The sequence below is a fragment of the Mammaliicoccus fleurettii genome, assembly GCF_002018435.1.
Lineage (GTDB): Bacteria > Bacillota > Bacilli > Staphylococcales > Staphylococcaceae > Mammaliicoccus > Mammaliicoccus fleurettii.
Genome location: NZ_MWJM01000002.1, coordinates 61078 through 77865, shown reverse-complemented (window position 1 = coordinate 77865; position 16788 = coordinate 61078). Strand labels below are relative to the sequence as shown.

The following is a 16788-nucleotide window of genomic DNA, read 5'->3' as shown; positions in this document are numbered from 1 at the left end:
TCTCCCCTTTAGTAATATATATTACTCATACCCTATTTTTCAGAATATAATGAATTTTTACACATAAAAAGATAACGACATTTTTCATTTTGTCGTTATCTTTTAACTCATTTATTATTGAACAAACAATTTTCTTACTTCACTTATAAAATACAAACTACCGGTTATAACAAGTAATTCACCATCATATTCATCGATAAAGCTATTATAATTTTGAATCTTTTCAATGTGATCATGTTCTAAGTAATCATAAACTGCATCTATTGGTAATGCTTTTGGAAAATCAAATGTCGTTACATAGAATCTGTTCGCTACGTCTTCTAAACTGTTTAACATTTTTCCAATAGGTTTTCCTTCAATAGCTGCAAACAATACGTCAATTTTTTTATCAGAATAATACTGATTCAAAGTATTAACTAACGCATCTATACTTTCTTTATTATGAGCACCATCAATTAATATGAGAGGCTGATCTTTAACTTTTTCAATACGGCCTGACCAAGTCGTATTCTCAATGGCATCTATCATTTTATTAAAGTCTAATTGTATAATCCCTCTTTGAAACATTTCAATGAGCGTTGTAATTGCAAGTGCAGCATTTTCATGTTGATGTTGACCAATCATTTTTAGTTGAATATTTTCAAGTTCATAACTTTCATATCTGTAAGTAAATTCAGCATCATCAGAAATAACATGAATATCTCTATCTAATTCTAAACCTTTATTATAATTAGTTTCTACAACTTCACGCACAAAATGTAGCGCATCTTTAGGTTTAATTGAATAAACAAGAGGTACACTTGGTTTAATTACACCAGCTTTTTCCCTAGCAATATCCATATAAGTTTCACCTAATATATTTGTATGGTCTAAACCGATACTTGTTAATACTGTCATAATTGGTTGGAATACATTAGTTGAATCATTTAAAGCTCCTAATCCTGCTTCAACTAAAACAAAATCAACAGGGCGTATAGATCCAAAATATACAAACATAATTAATGTGATAATTTCAAATTCTGTAGCTGGTCCTAAATCAGTTTCAGTTTCAAGTCTTTCTGAAATTGGTTTAACTATTTGAACTAAGTCAACTAATTCATCGTTAGTTATCGGAACACCGTTAATGCTTATTCTCTCATTAAATGTAACGATATATGGTGAAGTAAAAGTACCAACTTCATAATTATTTGCTACAAGTGCATTTCTTAAATAACTGACTGTTGATCCTTTACCATTCGTACCTACTACATGAACTGCTTGAATATTATCTTCAGGATGGTCCAGTTTACTGAGCATCCACTTCATTCTTTTAACACCTGGTTTAATACCAAATTTAGTTCGTTCGTGTATCCAGTGTAAACTATCTAAATAATCCATTAGCTTTCCTAGCCTTTCAATTGTTCAATTCTAGCTAGTACACCATCATATTTTTCTTGATAATTAACTTTTTTATCTTTCTCTTCGTTAATAATCTTTTCAGGTGCATTAGCAACGAACTTCTCATTGCTCAATTTTTTATTAACACGATCTAATTCTTTTTGCCATTTATTAAGTTCTTGCTCAAGTCTTTCTATTTCTTTATCCATGTCAATTAATCCTTCTAATGGTAACACCACTGTAGCACCAAATACAACTTCAGTCATCGCTTTTTCAGGTATTTCTATAGAAGTATCGATAATTAACTCACTTGGATTACAAAAACGCATTAAGTAATCTTTATTATCTAAAAGTTGCTCTTTAACTTTTTCGTCTTTTGCTTCGATATGAATTGGCACTTCTTTAGACATTGGTGTATTCACTTCACGTCTAGCTTGTCTTACAGATTTAATAATTTCAACTAACAATTGCATTGAAACTTTACTGTTTTCATTTGATAATTCTGGTTTAACTTCTGGCCATGAAGCGTTTATGATTGTTTCTCCTTCATGAGGTAGAGCTTGCCATATATGTTCTGTTACAAATGGCATTAATGGATGTAACATTCTCATTGTTTGATCCAGTGTGTAAGCTAATACTGAACGCGTCATTTGTTTTTTAGACTCATCTTCACCGTTCATTGGTATTTTACTCATTTCAATATACCAATCACAGAACTCATCCCAAATAAAGTTATAAAGTACGCGACCAACTTCACCAAATTCATATTTATCACTTAAATCTGTAACATTTGCTATAGTTTCGTTTAATCGTGTAAGAATCCATTCATCAGCAACAGATTTTTCACCTGATAAATCTATATCTTCAAACTTAAATGATTCACCAATATTCATAATACTAAAACGAGAAGCATTCCAAATCTTGTTGATAAAGTTCCAAATAGCTTCAACTTTTTCAGTAGAATAACGTAAATCGTGTCCAGGTGATGAACCAGTAGCTAAGAAGTATCTTAAGCTATCCGCACCATATTCGTCTATAACATCCATTGGGTCAACACCATTACCTAATGACTTACTCATCTTACGGCCATCTTCAGCTCTTACTAAACCGTGTAACAAGACATCATTGAATGGTTTTTGTCCAGTAAATTCAAGCCCTTGGAAAATCATTCTCGATACCCAGAAGAAAATAATATCATAACCTGTAACTAATGTGTTAGTTGGATAATAACGTTTAAAGTCTTCATTGTTTTCGTCTGGCCATCCTAATGTAGAAAACGGCCATAATGCAGAACTAAACCATGTATCAAGAACATCTTCATCTTGAGTCCAATTTTCAATATCTTCTGGCGCTTCTTCTCCTACATATGTTTCACCTGTCTCGTTATGATACCAGGCTGGAATTTGATGACCCCACCATAGTTGTCGAGAAATTGTCCAGTCGCGGATGTTTTCCATCCATCTATTAAATGTACCTTCAAATCTGTCTGGAACAAAATTAATACGATTTTCAGTATCTTGGTTATCTAAAGCTTGTTTAGCTAGAGGTTCCATCTTCACAAACCATTGAGTAGACAAGTAAGGCTCAACTACTGCCCCACTTCTTTCTGAATGGCCAACTGAATGCTCATGTTCTTCAACTTTAATTAACTCTCCAGTTGCTTTTAAATCTTCAATTAATTGCTTACGGCATTCAAAACGATCTAAACCATTATATTTACCAGCAAGCTCATTCATTGTACCGTCTTCATTCATAACGTTAATTTTTTCTAGTTGATGTCTTTCACCAATTTCGAAGTCATTAGGATCATGAGCAGGTGTTACTTTCATTGCTCCACTACCAAATTCAATATCAACATAATCGTCACCAATGATTGGTAATTCACGACCAATAATTGGTAAAACAACAGATTTACCTATTAAGTGTTTATATCGATCATCGTTTGGATTAACAACAATTGCAGTATCTCCAAGCATCGTTTCAGGACGTGTTGTTGCTATTTCAATAGCACCTTCTCCTTCTTTAAACGGATACTTAATATGATAGAAATGCCCTAATATATCTTCATGTATAACTTCTATATCAGAAATTGCTGTTTTAGTTTGTGGATCCCAGTTAATAATTCTTTCTCCACGATATATCAAACCTTTATTATACATATCAACAAACACTTTTTTAACTGCTTGTGATAATCCTTCGTCTAATGTAAAACGTTCACGACTATAGTCTAAACCTAAGCCTAACTTAGACCATTGTGCACGAATAAAGTCTGCATATTCTTCTTTCCATGACCAAGCATGTTCAAGGAATTTTTCTCTACCTAAATCATGTCTAGTCAATCCTTGTTCTTTTAATTTGCCTTCAACTTTAGCTTGGGTTGCGATACCTGCATGGTCCATACCAGGTAAATACAAAGTATCATACCCTTGCATTCTTTTCATTCTAGTTAAAATATCTTGTAAAGTTGTATCCCATGCATGACCTAAATGTAGCTTACCAGTTACATTTGGAGGCGGAATAACAATCGTATACGTTTCTTTGTCCTTATTTTCACTTGGTTTAAAATAATCATTTTCTAACCAATGTTGATAACGGCCTTCTTCAACCTTTTTAGGGTTATATTTAGGTTCCATTTCCATTATTTATCACTCCTTTTTAATATAAAAAAACCCGTCCTAAATGAATAGGACGGGTTAAACCGTGGTACCACCTAAATTCAATATAATTTCTTATATTGCACTTTAACGATTATCGCTCGCACACGCATTAATCTACTTAGTTTCAATTAACGTTCAAATTAAGGCTACCTTCAATCATCATTAATATGTATTCACACCAACCATACACTCTCTTCAAATAATCAATGATTTACTCTTCCTTGTTAAATATTTAATTACTTTAATAATATAAGCACTTTCAATATAAGTCAATATTGAAAGTACTAATTACCGTATTTCTTAGACCTTATGCTTAAGAAAACCTTTATTAATGGTGAAATAATTAGAAGTATAAAAAATATCCTAAAAATATGATAGCTTGAAATCATTGCGACATCTCCACCAGTTTCAAGCGCAACTACTATAATTTGTGCCATTCCACCTGGAGCAGCACTTAAAAACAAGTCATTAATATTGTCATCAATAAAAAGATCAAAAATAAACACAAGTATAAAAGCACCAAGTATTAACGAGACATTTTGGAATGCTATTGCAAACACAGTCTTTTTAGTCAGATTATTTATTAAATCAGATATTTGAACCCCTATTCTTATTCCGAATAACACTTGAGCAATTATAATCAACTGATAATCTAAAGAGAAAACCTGTTCAGTATATAAATTCCAAGTAAGAAGAACAAAAATTGGTGCAAGTAAGTGAGGAACAGGAAACTTAATCTTGTAGAATAATAAAAATAAAATAATTATTCCTACAATCAACGTAATATATCCAGTTAAATCTAAAACTGAAAATATGGAAGGTGCTGCATCAATTTGTCTAGAACTTGAACCATTACTACCATATATTGAAGAAATAATAGGAACTAAGATTACAACAAACATAATTCGTGATGTTTGAGTAAGTGTAACGATGAGTAAGTCTGCTTTTTTATTTTCTTCCGCCATAACAACCATTTGGCTTAGAGCTCCAGGGATTGCACTTAATAATGCTGTTTCAAATGAAACATTGGCTATCTTTTTAAAGACTATAGATATAATTAAAGCGAGTAATATGATAAATACTGACATTAATACAATCTGCAACCATTCATCTTTTATATCATGAAGTACATCAAGTGTAAAAGTAGAACCCATTTGAACTCCTAAAATGAGTAATCCTATATTACCTAACCAATTCGGCCATTTAATCGAGCGTTTCATCAATTTTATAACGATAATGCTAGCAAATATCGGACCAAATAACCAAGGTAAAATCATATGAATGCTTTGGAGTATAAAGCCAAGTATTATAGCTAGCAAACTTACAATTATTATGTTCTGTTTATTTCTATGCATCAATTAACACCTCATGTAAAATTATACCATTATTAAAAATATAAATTGAGGATATAATTGTTATTTTGTAATTCTAGATAGTGCTGTATCAAATGCTTGAATTGTTTTTTCTATATCTTCTTTAGTATGAGCTGTTGATAAAAAAGTACCTTCGAATTGTGATGGTGGCAAGAATACACCTTCTTGAGCCATTTCTCTATACATATTACTAAACATTTCTAAATCTGATGAATTAGCTTCATCAAAATTAGTAACTGGACCTTTATTCAAGAAATAACCTATCATTGAACCAGCACGATTAACTGTTATTGGTACTTCATGTTTAGAAAACACATCTTTCAGACCTTTTTCAAGTAAATCTCCTAATTCATTAAAATAGCTATAACTATCTTCAGTTAGCTCACTTAAAGTTGCAAAGCCACTCGTCATAGCCAATGGATTTCCTGAAAGTGTTCCTGCTTGATAAACATTACCAACTGGCGCTATTTCTTCCATAATTTCTCTTTTACCACCGAAAGCACCTACCGGTAATCCTCCACCAATAACTTTTCCTAGACAAGTTAAGTCAGGCGTAACACCAAAATACCCTTGTGCACAATTGTATCCTACTCTAAATCCTGTCATAACTTCATCAAAGATTAATACAGAACCATATTCTTTAGTAATATCACGTAAACCTTCTAAGAAACCTTCTACTGGTGGTACTACACCCATATTACCGGCAACAGGTTCTACAATAACACCTGCGATATCATCACCAAATTGTTCAAAAGCCACTTTTACAGCATCAATATCATTATAAGGAACTGTTATTGTATTTTTCGCAGTGCCTTCAGGTACGCCTGGAGAGTCTGGTAATCCTAAAGTTGCTACCCCAGAGCCAGCTTTGATTAGTAATGAATCACTATGTCCATGATAACAACCTTCAAATTTCAATATTTTATTTCTGCCAGTATAACCTCTTGAAAGTCGTAATGCTGCTAATGTTGCTTCTGTTCCTGAAGATACCATTCTTACCATCTCAATAGATGGAACACGTTCAATTACGAGTTGTGCCATTTTATTTTCAAGCTCTGTAGAAGCACCAAATGAAGTTCCTTTATCTACCGCTGCGTGTAAAGCTGTTTTAACTTTTTCGTGAGAATGACCTAAAATTAAAGGCCCCCAACTTAATACGTAATCAATATATTCATTACCATCTACATCATATATCTTTGATCCTTTACCGTGATCCATAAATATCGGCGGTGTATCTACAGATTTAAATGCTCTAACTGGACTATTTACACCACCAGGCATTAAATCTACTGCTTCTTTGTATGCTTCAATTGATTGTTCGTATCTCATATTAATAGTCTCCTCCATCTAGATATTTACAAATATCTTTTGCGAAATAAGTAATAATCATGTCTGCTCCAGCACGTTTCATTGAAGTCATTTGTTCCATAACAATTTTCTCTTCATCTATCCAGCCATTTAGTGATGCTGCTTTTGTCATACTATATTCGCCACTTACGTTATACGCAACAATAGGTAAGTCAGAACGGTTACGCACATCTCTTATAATATCTAAATAACTTAAAGCAGGTTTAACAATCATCATGTCGCAACCTTCTTTAATGTCACTTTCTAATTCTCTAAATGCTTCTAAGCGATTGCTCGGGTCCATTTGATATGTTTTACGATCACCAAATGAAGGCGCACCTTCTGCAGCCTCTCTGAAAGGACCATAAAAACTAGATGCATATTTAATACCATAGCTCATAATCGGCATGTTAATAAATCCTGCTTGATCAAGTCCTGCTCTTATTTCAGCTACAAATCCGTCCATCATGTTACTTGGTGCAATAATGTCTGCTCCAGCTTTCGCTTGTGAAACAGCTGTTTTAACAAGTAATTCTAATGACTTATCGTTATCTACATCGCTTGTTGCTTCATCTATCACACCACAATGACCATGATCTGTGTATTCACAAAGACAAGTATCTGCCACAACTAATAAATCTGGGAACTTACTTTTAGATAAACGAGTCGCTTTTTGAATAATGCCATCATCGATAAATGCACCAGTACCACAAGCATCTTTCTCATTAGGAATTCCAAAGAACATTACACCTCGAATACCTAGGTCATATGCCTCTTTTAATTCTTCTTCTAACAGGTTTAAACTCAATTGATAAATCCCAGGCATTGATGAGATTTCATTTTTAATATTATCTTCTTCAATCACAAATATAGGATATATTAAATCAGATTTATGAACATACGTTTCTTTTACCATATTTCTCATTGATTGTGATGATCTTAATCTTCTATGTCTATCAAATTTCATAATTTTACCTCTTTCAAGATTGTATTTATCATATCTTCTAAAGTAGATTCTAAAGCTATTTTAGAAGTTTGATGATATGTATTTAATTTTTGTTGAGTGATTTCTCCAATTGCATATACTTCTACGCCATGACCAATTTCTTTGTAGGTTTCAAAATAACTTGAAACTGCTGAAGAACTTGAAAATGTTATATGCGTAACTTTATTGTTTGTAATTAGTTCATGCACCTTATGAACATTATCAGTATTTGTTACTGGCTCATATATATTCAGCCTTTGAACTTGATTACTCCATTCAGATAACTGAGTTGTTAATTTATCTCTTGCTTGTTTACTGCATGGTATCAATACAGATTGATTAAAAAGTTTGTCTTTAAAATCATTTAACATGCCTTCTTGCGTAAATGTTTCCGGCATTGTATCAACAGGTATATTAAGTTTTTCAGCTATTTTTTTCGTTTTAGAACCAATTACTGCAATATGATTAACTTGTATCTTTGGTAAATATGGTTCAAAAATTTTAATAGCATTTACAGACGTAAAAATAAGCCAATCATAGTGGGGTTTTAAACAAGACTGTTCAAATTGGATAGGGACAATATCTATAAATGGATAATGTCGAATCTCTACGTCTTCACGTTGAACAGTTCTTGTACTCGTAACCACTATAATCGGCTTCATTTTAACTACTCCTTATTATGCTTCTTCATTTAATTTCTTAATAATTTCATATGCACCTTGGGATTTTAATTCTTCAGATACTTGTTTACCGATTTCTACTGGATCGGTACCTACTTTTGTAGATTCATATCTTTCTTTACCATCAGGTGACATAATTAATCCTGTAAATGAAATTTCATTGCCATCTTTTGTTGCATAACCTGCAATTGGAACTTTACAACTTCCATCCATTTCATTTAAAAATGTTCTTTCGCATGTTACACACGTTTCCACTTTTTCATCATGCACAGATTTTAGAATATCTAATAATTCTTTGTCATCACTTCTACATTCTATACCTAATGCACCTTGACCTATTGCTGGAACCATTGTATCCTCTTGTAAATATTCAGTAACGATATCTTCGCTCCAACCCATGCGCTTTAATCCTGCAGCAGCAAGTATTATAGCATCAAAATCCTCAGTTTCTAATTTCTTCAATCGTGTATCGATGTTCCCTCTAATCCATTTGATTTCTAAGTGAGGATATTTAGCTAAAATTTGGGCACCACGTCTTAAAGAACTAGTACCAACAATACTGCCTGGCTTTAATTCTGCAAGTTTAACATGATTATTAGCAATATATGCATCAAAAGGAATTTCTCTCTCAGGAATACATCCAAGCGTTAATGCTTCCGGCAATTCGCTAGGCACATCTTTAAGTGAATGAATAGCAAAGTCTATTTCATGATCAAATAATGCTTGTTGTATTTCTTTTACGAATAAACCTTTACCACCAACTTTAGACAATTGAACATCGACGATTCTATCGCCTTTAGTTACGATTTCTTTAATTTCGATATCTAAATCTGGATGCTTTTCTTTCAATTTATCTATAAATTGCTGACTTTGTGTCATTGCTAATTTACTTTTTCTAGAACCTACAATAATTTTACGCATAACTTCCTCCATTATTGTTTAATTAAACCACTGATGAAATCCCGAAAACTTTGAGACCACCAAATAATTTATCATACACACTAAAAATATCATAATATTCGCTATTACTAACGTTTTAGTATTGATTGATTTTCTTACTCTTAAATATAAATAAACACCATAAAGTAGTAAAACAATTAAAGAACCGATCACTTTCATATCTATCCATATCTCACTACCAATTATAATTAAGCCCCATTGTATACCTAATATTAAACTAATAAGTAACACTAAAAATCCTATTAAAGAAAATCTAAAAACATTTTGCTCTAGTTGTTCAATACTACCTATTCTAAAGAACTTTTGATTGAACTTTTTCTCTTTTAGATTTTTTCTCTGGAGTAAATATAAAATTGCATGTGATGTACTCAATGCAAACAGAACATAGCTTAATATAGCTAAAGAAATATGTATTAATAGTAATTCATTCATAATATTAGATGCCGTATTTTCCGTATCATATTGCTCAGGTCTAAATGTATGAATAACTAAAAATACAAATCCAATTAAATTAATAATAAAGACTGTTAAATCCGTTGATTTAAAATAGTTTAAAACTAATGAAACTGTAATAATCATCCATGTATAAAAATAAAATCCTTCAAATATCGTCAAGATTGGAAATTGTTTTGTTGTAACAATATACATGCACAAAAAGATTGTTTGAAAAATCCAAACAATCCCCAGTGCATAATACCCAAGCTTTCTTACTTTAGAATTTTTTTGAATAAAGTCATAGAAATAGCACCCTAAACAAATCATGTAAATAACTAAGACAATTTCATGCAAACGTACCGCAATTACATCTTGCATAGCATCACCATATATTTTGATTAAGTTTCAACTGTGTTAGGAGACAATTGACTTCTTTTTATTTCTTTCTTTGTATCATTTAATCGATCTACTTCATTCGTAATATTAAAGATTTCTTGGAATAATTCTAATTTTTCTGCTGATTTTTTATCAGTTGATAATTCTTTAGCTTGAGTTATCGGATCTTTTAATAATTGATTTACGATACTTTTCATATGCTTAGATATAACTTTTCTTTCTCTTTCAGTCATATCAGGTAGTTTTCTTTCGACACTTACCATTGTTTCTTCTTGTATATGTGATGCTTTACCTCTAAGTGCTGTAATTATCGGCACAACGCCTAGCATATTCACCCATTCTTCATGCTTATCAATTTCTTTAGCAATAAGCAATTCTATTTCACGAGCTGCTTGCTCACGTTCAGCTAGATTTGCATCTACAAGGCCGTTTAAATCATCCACATCATAATTAAACATTAGTTCTAAGTCATTCACTTCAGGATCTATATCCCTTGGCACAGCAATATCAATTAATACAAGTGGTTTATTTTTTCTAAAGCGCTCAACATCTTTCATCATATCTTTAGTTAATACATAATGTTCCGCACTCGTAGAACTAATGACGATATCAGCTTCCATCAACGAACATTGTAGTTCATTCATGCTTTTAGCTACACCTTTATATTGCATAGCTAATGCTTCAGCTTTTGCAACAGTTCTATTTAAAACAGTAATGTCATTTACACCACTACCATTCAAATTAGCTACTGCTAACTCAGCCATTTCTCCTGCTCCAATGATTAATGCTTTCTTATTATCTAGTTTGCCAAGTACTTTTTTCGATAATTCCACAGCTGCATATGAAACTGATACGGCATTAGAAGCTATGTCTGTTTCGTGATGACCACGTTTAGCCAATGTTATAGCTTGTTTGAATAATCGATTAAACATAGTACCTGTTGTAACCTCAGTTTGTGCAATTTGAAACGCATCTTTCATCTGTCCTAAAATTTGCGTTTCACCTAGAACCATTGAATCTAAACCAGATGTTACTCTGAACAAATGTTCCACTGCTTCATTCTCAGTTAACACATTTGTATAAGATTTAATCGTATCTAACGATTGGTCAAACCAATCAGCTAAGAAAGACTGAATATAATATTTACCAGTGTGTATTTGATCTACAACAGCATATACTTCAGTTCTATTACATGTCGATAAAATGACACATTCTAAAATTGATTTTTTATTACTAAGTGTTACGAGTGCATTCTCAATTTCTTGATCATTAAATGCTAGTTTTTCTCGCATCGCAACATCTGCAGTCTTATAGTTTACGCTTACTACAACAACATGCACTTCTAACGCCCCCATTAATTTATGTCCAATGTCTAAATTATAACATTTCTAATTTAGGAATGTGAGGATTTTGTTTAAATAAATTGTGACAATAATGCCCATATATTGTCTGTCTTATCTTTATTTAATGAAGAATAACTTATTAATTTATCCTCAGAATCAACCTCTAATGTTTCTCGTATGATTTTTAAATGTTTTTGAACTTTACCTTTTGGTATCTTATCCTCTTTAGTTGCGATAATTATTGTAGGTATTTCAAAATGTTTTAAATAATTATACATCAATACATCATCTTGAGTCGGTTTGTGTCTTATATCCACTAATTGAATGACACATTTTAACTCATTTCTAGTCGTTAAATATTGTTCTATCATCTTACCAAACTGTTCTCTTTGTTTTTTACTCACTTTTGCATATCCATATCCTGGTACATCAACAAATACAAGTTGTTCATCTATATTAAAGAAGTTTAAAGTCTGTGTCTTCCCAGGTTTAGATGACGTTCTAGCAACTTTTTTTCTTGATATTAATGTATTAATAAACGTTGACTTACCAACATTAGAACGCCCACTTAGAGCAATCTCTGGCAAACCAGTTTCAGGATATTGCTTTGGATCAACTGCACTTATAATTATATCTACGTTATTCGGATTAATTTTCATTGTTTTCTCCTACAAATTTGTTTCTTTTATTATATCTTATATTGGCTACATTTTAAACAAACCACAAAGATTAAAGGCTGAGACAATATATTGTCCCAGCCTCTAATAGATTAATAAAGTTTATGCTGATGTTTTTTCATCATTTATTAAGTTACCTTCACTATCAAATAAGTTAGGTAATTTATTATCTCTAATTGTATCTTCAGTAATCACTACTTTACTAACATCGTTGCTTGAAGGAATATCAAACATAATATCAATAAGAGCTTCTTCAATTATAGAACGTAATCCACGTGCACCAGTTTTACGTTCTATAGCTAGTTCACTAATAGCTGTTAATGCATTTTCATCAAATTGTAATTCAACGTCATCTAATTCAAGCATTTTAGTATATTGTTTTACTAATGCATTCTTAGGTTGAGTTAAGATGTTTTTCAATGCATCAACATCTAATGTTTCAAGATTAGCTACAATAGGAATTCTGCCGATAAATTCTGGAATTAAACCATAAGATTGTAAATCTTCAGGTCTAATTTGTGATAGTAATGACTCTTCATCACTAATTTCTTCACCAGAACTACTAAATCCAATGATTTTTTCACCTAATCTACGTTTAATGACTTCATCGATTCCATCAAATGCACCACCAAGAATAAATAGTATATTTGTTGTATCTATTTGAATGAATTCTTGGTTTGGATGTTTTCTACCACCTTGTGGCGGAACGCTAGCTGTTGTACCTTCAAGAATTTTAAGCAATGCTTGTTGAACACCTTCACCAGAAACATCTCTTGTTATAGATGTGTTTTCAGATTTACGTGCGATTTTGTCAATCTCATCAACATATATAATACCCTTTTCAGCACTTTCAACATCAAAGTCAGCTGCTTGGATTAATCTTAAAAGTATATTTTCTACGTCTTCACCTACATAACCAGCTTCCGTTAAACTAGTTGCATCTGCTATTGCAAATGGAACGTTTAATGATTTGGCTAATGTTTGAGCAAGTAATGTTTTACCACTACCAGTTGGCCCAATTAATGCGATATTACTTTTTTGTAAATCAACACCATCTTCACTTTCTGAAGGTTGTTGAACACGTTTATAATGGTTATAGACAGCTACTGCTAATGATTTTTTAGCATTTTCTTGTCCGATAACATAATCATTTAATTGCTCCATAATTTCTTTAGGTGTAGGAACTTCAGTAAATTGTTCTGGCTCTTGTGACTTCAATTCTTCTTCAACTATTTCAGAACAAAGCTCTATACATTCATTACATATATAGACACCACTACCAGCTACAAGTTTTTTAACTTGATCCTGCTCTTTACCACAGAAAGAACATTTTAAGTTTTCTTCACCATCGTTAAATTTAAACATTTTTACACCCCTATTCTTTTTAGACTATACTAAATGTTTTTTACTTTTTCAAATTAAACGAACTAAAAAAGAATAGTAGCAGAAAAATTCTGCTACTATAATTAATTTATACCGAATAACAATTATTCTCCAACTGATTCAGCAACTAATAAGTCGATAACTTTTTGAATTTTAAGGTCGTTAACTAAAATATCGTTATTACCTAATGTTGATTTAATATCTTCAACAGATAATCCAAATTGTTCGCTCATTTTAGTCAATTCTGCTTCAACATCTGAATCAGAAACTTCAATGTTCTCAGCATCAGCGATAGCTCTTAAAGTTAAATTAGTTTTAACACGTTTTTCAGCGTCTTCTTTCATTTGTGCTTTAAGTTCTTCTTCTGATTGGCCAGAGAATTGATAGTATAATTCAAGGTTTAAACCTTGTTGTGAAATACGTTGTTCGAATTCTTGCATCATACGATCTAATTCTGTGTTAATCATAGCTTCAGGAATTTCAACTGTAGCGTTATCAGAAGCTTTAGTAATTGCTTCTTCTTTTTCAGTTGCTTCTGCTTGATTTAATTTAGCATCTGCTAAATCTTTACGTAATTTTTCTTTATATTCATCTACTGTATTAACTGATTCGTCAAGCTCTTGAGCTAACTCATCATCTAATTCTGGAATTTCTTTAGATTTTACTTCGTTAATATCACATTTGAATGTTGCTTCTTTACCAGCTAATTCTTCAGCATGGTATTCTTCAGGGAATGTAACAACAACTTCTTTGCTATCGCTAGCTTTAAGACCAATAAGTTGTTCTTCAAATCCTGGAATGAATGATCCAGAACCAATTTCAAGATCATAACCTTCAGCTTGTCCACCTTCAAATGCTTCGCCGTCAACATAACCATCAAAGTTAATGTTTACAACGTCACCTTGAGCGATTTCGCCTTCTTTAACTGTTAATTCAGCTTGACGACTAACTGCTTCTTCTAAAGCTTTATCGAATTCTTCGTCAGTTACTTCACGATCTTGTTTTTCTATAGCTAGGCCTTTATAGTCACCTAATTCAACTTCTGGTTCAACTGTTACAGTAGCTTCAAAGATAAGTTCTTTACCTTTTTCCATTTGTGTAACGTCGATTTCCGGACGATCAACTGGGTTGATTTCTGCTTCTTCAACTGCATTACCATATGCTTCAGGTAAAATGAAATCTAATGCATCTTGGTATAATGATTCAACACCAAATCTTTGTTCAAATAATGGTCTTGGCATTTTACCTTTACGGAAACCAGGTACATTAATTTGTTTAACAACTTTTTTGAATGCTTTGTCTAAACCTTTATCTACTTCTTCTTTAGGAACCGTAACAGTTAATAAACCTTGGTTACCTTCCTTCTTTTCCCATGTTGCTGTCATGTATAAAAACCTCCGTGATTAACCTAATTTTATAAATTTTCAACTCTTTAATTATAACATAGCTTTCTGATGTTTCAACTATAGTGTTTACATTCATTATAATTTTTCAATAAAATCTATGAATTTGTCCCAATCTGCTTGATTAACACTATTGTAGCTAGCGTCTATAATAAAACGTTCTGATAAAAGTTTCAAGTAACATGCAATTAAAGTTTCATCTTCTAGCTCGCTAAAATCAATTGGATACATTACGATAGCATGTTGATTCAATAAACTTTTAGCTAATTCAATCGATGAAGGACTATCAATTTCAAGTTGATCTATTACTTTAGGTATTATATTTTTGTTTAAATTTGTTCTTTCAATGCCATCTAATTCTATAGGATTAACAGTTAAAAATTCGTTTAATTTTTCGAATTTTACTTCAGCAGACCATTCACTTAATCTTAAATACTCTAAAATCAAACTTTGTACATTGGGATGCAATGTTTCATTCTCTATAATCTGAGCTAAAGTTAAATTAAACACCCCTAAATGATTATCAATTAAGTCGATTAAGAGATTAATTTGTTCTTCAAATTGTGTTTCTTTAAATGCTCTCAAAATTTCTGATGCTTTTAACTGTCTTTGATTAAGTTTGTCTTTTGCCATATCTTGAATAGGGAGCAGTGCCATCCTAGTAGAATGTTCAATATTTTCATCTTTAATTTGATTAATGATTTCAACTACTGTTTGATATTGTTCTAAATAATATAGGCTTTCTACAAAATAAATAACAATCTTATCATAATAGTCATGCCCTTGATTTAGCAATATACTTGCTTCTTCTCTCAATTCTAAATAATGACCACACGCTTTTAAAACTTCACATTTTTTTAATGATAGGTCTTCATCCATTGCAAAATGTTGTTCATATAATTCGAACACTTGATACGCTTCATCAAATTGTTCCTTTTGTATAGCAGTATTAATATTTTGTATGAGTTGGTTTTTCAGTTTTGGAAATGGAATGATTTCACTCAAGGTTACTCACCTCTTCTGTATATACCATCTATAATAAGACTACTCCATGTTTCATAGTTTTCATTATTAGATAACTCCGATTGGTTGACCCAATTAATTTTCAATGTGTCAGTTTCGATAGCTTCGACACTTTCTTTTTGGACTTTTAATTTAAACACTACGCCAATATGAACTTTACCAACTTCATTCTGATCATCATTGATAAATCCGATTAACTCCATATTTTCTACATCTTTTTTACTCAAACCAACTTCTTCTTCAAGTTCTCTTGCAGCATTTTCTCTTATCACTTCTTCAACATTAGTAGCATTAGGAACATCATTCATATGTCCACCTACACCTATTGAACTCAATCCGTGAAGTCTACCTTCTCCACCACCAGTTAACCTTTCATAAACTAACACTTCGTTATTTTCATTTTCTAAAATACAATATGAAATCAACTGTTTATATGATGGATCTTCTTCCATGTCTCCACGTCTTTTAGTTTCGTATTGATTAATTGTTTCGTAAATATATTTTGTTTCTTCATCTTGGATAGATTTAAATCCATCGAATTGATATGTTTCATTATTAAAAATTGTCTTTCTTGGTACCACTGTTATCATTTCATCAAATTTAGACATAATAATCTCCTTATTCTTATTTCTACACTATTTTATCAAAGCGTTTATAAAGCGTAAAGGAGTTGGGTCTGTTCGTTCTTTTTTTAATAACATCTTATGATATTGTTCGTGCATGCTTATCTACCTTTTTTATACAATCTC

14 protein-coding genes and 1 other annotated feature are annotated in these 16788 nt (G+C 31.7%); all 14 genes read right to left on the bottom strand.

Annotated elements, in window-relative coordinates:
• Positions 1–114: 114 nt before the first annotated feature.
• The gene (locus B2G86_RS01845) at positions 115–1377 is read right to left on the bottom strand and encodes a bifunctional folylpolyglutamate synthase/dihydrofolate synthase (RefSeq protein ID WP_078356442.1); all 1263 of its coding nucleotides are present in this window, start codon (positions 1375–1377) and stop codon (positions 115–117) included.
• A gap of 8 nt (positions 1378–1385) precedes the next feature.
• Positions 1386–4016 (bottom strand): valine--tRNA ligase, encoded by a 2631-nt coding sequence (locus tag B2G86_RS01840; RefSeq protein ID WP_078356441.1) that lies wholly within the window; start codon positions 4014–4016, stop codon positions 1386–1388.
• Between the two features lie 42 nt (positions 4017–4058).
• Positions 4059–4271 (bottom strand) — a binding site (T-box leader).
• A gap of 47 nt (positions 4272–4318) precedes the next feature.
• Complete coding sequence (locus B2G86_RS01835) at positions 4319–5389, bottom strand: AbrB family transcriptional regulator (RefSeq protein ID WP_078356440.1); 1071 nt, start codon at positions 5387–5389, stop codon at positions 4319–4321.
• Positions 5390–5449: 60 nt separating this feature from the next.
• Positions 5450–6736, bottom strand: a complete 1287-nt coding sequence (gene hemL, locus B2G86_RS01830; protein ID WP_078356439.1) for a glutamate-1-semialdehyde 2,1-aminomutase — start codon at positions 6734–6736, stop codon at positions 5450–5452.
• A gap of 1 nt (position 6737) precedes the next feature.
• Complete coding sequence (gene hemB / locus B2G86_RS01825; RefSeq protein ID WP_078356438.1) at positions 6738–7721, bottom strand: porphobilinogen synthase; 984 nt, start codon at positions 7719–7721, stop codon at positions 6738–6740.
• Positions 7718–8401 (bottom strand): uroporphyrinogen-III synthase, encoded by a 684-nt coding sequence (locus B2G86_RS01820; RefSeq protein WP_078356437.1) that lies wholly within the window; start codon positions 8399–8401, stop codon positions 7718–7720. Before B2G86_RS01820 ends, hemB begins: the two co-directional genes overlap by 4 nt.
• 15 nt (positions 8402–8416) lie before the next feature.
• Positions 8417–9340: a hydroxymethylbilane synthase gene (hemC, locus tag B2G86_RS01815; protein WP_078356436.1), complete on the bottom strand. Its 924-nt coding sequence runs from the start codon at positions 9338–9340 to the stop codon at positions 8417–8419.
• Positions 9341–9358: 18 nt separating this feature from the next.
• The gene (locus B2G86_RS01810) at positions 9359–10192 is read right to left on the bottom strand and encodes a cytochrome C assembly family protein (protein WP_078356435.1); all 834 of its coding nucleotides are present in this window, start codon (positions 10190–10192) and stop codon (positions 9359–9361) included.
• A gap of 20 nt (positions 10193–10212) precedes the next feature.
• A complete protein-coding gene (gene hemA, locus B2G86_RS01805) occupies positions 10213–11550 on the bottom strand; it encodes a glutamyl-tRNA reductase (protein ID WP_078356434.1) in 1338 nt (445 codons plus the stop codon).
• Positions 11551–11624: 74 nt separating this feature from the next.
• The gene (gene yihA / locus B2G86_RS01800; RefSeq protein ID WP_078356433.1) at positions 11625–12212 is read right to left on the bottom strand and encodes a ribosome biogenesis GTP-binding protein YihA/YsxC; all 588 of its coding nucleotides are present in this window, start codon (positions 12210–12212) and stop codon (positions 11625–11627) included.
• Positions 12213–12332: 120 nt separating this feature from the next.
• Positions 12333–13595, bottom strand: a complete 1263-nt coding sequence (clpX, locus tag B2G86_RS01795) for an ATP-dependent Clp protease ATP-binding subunit ClpX (protein ID WP_078356432.1) — start codon at positions 13593–13595, stop codon at positions 12333–12335.
• A gap of 122 nt (positions 13596–13717) precedes the next feature.
• A complete protein-coding gene (gene tig, locus B2G86_RS01790) occupies positions 13718–14998 on the bottom strand; it encodes a trigger factor (protein ID WP_078356431.1) in 1281 nt (426 codons plus the stop codon).
• Between the two features lie 96 nt (positions 14999–15094).
• Positions 15095–16021 carry a hypothetical protein gene (locus B2G86_RS01785; protein ID WP_078356430.1) on the bottom strand — a complete coding sequence of 309 codons (927 nt, stop codon included), beginning with the start codon at positions 16019–16021 and terminating at the stop codon, positions 15095–15097.
• Between the two features lie 2 nt (positions 16022–16023).
• Entirely contained in the window at positions 16024–16647 is a 624-nt protein-coding gene (locus tag B2G86_RS01780; RefSeq protein WP_078356429.1) for an NUDIX domain-containing protein, read from the bottom strand.
• Positions 16648–16788: the final 141 nt, after the last annotated feature.